Here is a 2,818-nt window from a genome sequence, read left to right on the forward strand (position 1 = left end):
CCGCGTTGGCCGAGGCGTCCGTGCACGGTGTGCGTGTCGACTGGGCCGCGGTCTTCGCAGGCCGCGGCGGCACCCGCGTCGACCTGCCCACGTACGCCTTCCAGCGCCGTCGCTACTGGCTGGAGACCACCGGGCCCGAACCGCACGTCGCCGACCGGTCCGACGACTGGTTCTGGTCCGCCGTCGAACAGGAGGACCTCCCGGCCCTGCAACGCATGCTCGACGTCAGCGGCCGGACCCCGCTCGCCGAGGCGCTGTCCGCACTGTCCTCCTGGCACCGGCGCGACCGTGAGCGGACCCGCGTCGAGAGCTGGCGCTACCGGACCGCCTGGACCCCCGCCGACCTCCCCACCGCACGGCTCGACGGGCGCTGGGTGGTCGCCGTACCCACCGGCCGACCCGCCCACCCCCTGGTCACCGCCGTCGTCGCCGCCCTCACCGAGGCCGGGGCCGCCCCCGAACTGCTGCCCGTCACTCACGAGGACGACCGTGCGGCCCTCGCCGAGCGGCTGCGCGGCGCGACCGGTGTGCTGTCGCTGCTCGCCCTCGACGAGGACCCCGTTCCCGGACACTCCGCCACTCCCGCGGGTTTCGCCACCGGCCTCACCCTGCTCCATGCCGTGCACGACACCGGCGAGCGGATCCGCCTCTGGTGCGCCACCTCCGGCGCCGTCGCCGCAGGGTCCGGCGACAGGGTCACCCACCCGTCGCAGGCTCTGCTCTGGGGCCTCGGCCGGGTCGCCGCCCACGAGTACACGCAGTGGGGCGGCCTGGTCGACCTGCCCGCCGATCCCGAGCCCAGGGCGATGGCCCGACTCGCCGCCGTACTCGCCGGAGCCGAGGAGGACCAGGCGGCGGTACGTGCGCCCGGGGTCTTCGTACCCCGGCTGCGCCGTGCGGAGCCGACCCCGCCGCGCCGCGAATGGACCCCGTCCGGGACCGTACTGATCACCGGGGCGACCGGCGGAGTCGGTGCGCACGTCGCCCGCTGGCTCGCCTCATCGGGCGCCGAACACCTGCTGCTGCTCAGCAGGCGCGGTCCTGCCGCCCCCGGCGCCGCAGAACTCGCCGCGGAGATCGAGGAGCTGGGCGCCGAGGTCACTCTGGCCGCGGTGGACGCCGCCGACCACGACGCCCTGGCCGCCGTTCTCGCCGATCTGCCCGCCGAGCAGCCGCTGACCGCCGTCTTCCACGCCGCCGGCGTCGTCGACTCGAGCATCATCGACTCGCTCACCCCCGACCGAGTCGACGCCTCGCTGCGGGCCAAGGCACAGAGCACCCTCAATCTGCACCGGCTCACCGCACACCTCGACCTCTCCGCCTTCGTCCTCTTCTCCTCGCTGGCGGCCGTCTTCGGCTCGGCCGGGGAGGGGAACTACGCTCCCGGCAACGCCTTCCTGGACGCCTTCGCCCAGTACCGGCGAGGCCAGGGCCTCCCCGCGACCTCCGTGGCCTGGGGGGCATGGGCCGGAGCGGGCATGGCCGAGGGCGACTTCGGCGACGCGCTCGAGCGCCACGGTGTGCCCCGGATGGACCCCGGACACGCCTTGGCGGGGCTGCGGGCGGCACTGGACCGGGACGAGACCGTGCTCACCGTCGCCGACATCCGCTGGGAGACCTTCTCCTGGTTCTTCACCGCCACCCACCCCAGCCATCTGCTCGACGAACTGCCCGACGTCCGGCGGCTCCGGCAGACCACCGAACCGGCCCCGGCGCACGGTCCGGCGGCCGACCGGGAGACCCTCACCCCGGTGCAGCGGCTCGCCGGGGCCTCCGAGGCGGAACGCAACCGGTTCCTCCTCGACCTGGTCCGCGACCAGGTAGCCCTGGTGCTCGGCCACGAATCCGGCTCCGAGGTGGAGCCGGGCAGGGCGTTCGGCGAACTCGGTCTCAACTCGGCGGGCGCCGTCGAACTGCGCAACCGCCTCACCCTCACCACCGGCCTCCGCGTCTCCGCGACCGTCGTCTTCGACCACCCGAGCCCGCTGGCCCTCTCCCGGTTCCTGGCCGCCGAGATCACCGGCGCGAGCACGGAGGCCACGTCTCCGCCGGACCATCAGGCCGGCGTCCGTCCCGACGAGGACGATCCGATCGTCCTCGTCGGTATGGCCTGCCGCTTCCCCGGAGGGGTGCGTTCCCCCGAGGACCTGTGGGACCTGGTCGCCTCCGGCACCGACGCGATGGGCCCTTTCCCCGCCGACCGGGGATGGGAACTGGGAACGTTCGGCGGCGACTACCCACAGACGGGCGGCTTCGTCCCCGACGCGACCGCCTTCGACGCCGACCTCTTCGGCATCTCGCCGCGCGAGGCACTGGCCATGGACCCGCAGCAGCGGCTTCTCCTGGAAGCCTCCTGGGAGGCGTTCGAGCGCGCGGGGATCCACCCCCGATCACTGGCCGGATCACGTACCGCCGTGTACGCGGGCACGGGCGGTCAGGACTACCTGACCGTGCTGGCATCGGACCCCGGAGCCGGCGAAGGCTACCTGGTGACCGGTGGTTCCCCGAGCGTGCTGTCGGGCCGGGTCGCCTACGCCTTCGGTCTCGAAGGTCCGGCGGTCACAATCGACACGGCGTGCTCGTCGTCCCTCGTCGCCCTCCACCTGGCCTGCCAGGCCCTACGGCACCAGGAGTGCGACCTCGCCCTGGTCGGCGGCGTCAACGTGCTCTCCACCCCGTCCGTCTTCGCCGAGTTCAGCAAGCAGGGCGGCCAGTCCTCCACCGGTCGTTGTAAGGCGTTCGGTGTGGGTGCGGATGGTACGGGGTGGGGTGAGGGTGTGGGTGTGTTGTTGGTGGAGCGGTTGTCGGATGCTGTGGT

1 protein-coding gene is annotated in these 2,818 nt (G+C 73.4%); it reads left to right on the plus strand.

The genetic code is table 11. The features are described 5' to 3' along the window. On the plus strand, window positions 1–2,818 hold a 2,818-nt coding region (locus tag ABT001_RS35810; RefSeq protein ID WP_351285871.1), incomplete at both ends, for an SDR family NAD(P)-dependent oxidoreductase.

Origin of the sequence: Streptomyces sp. NPDC002793 (assembly GCF_040295485.1) — a bacterium.
Classification (GTDB): domain Bacteria; phylum Actinomycetota; class Actinomycetes; order Streptomycetales; family Streptomycetaceae; genus Streptomyces.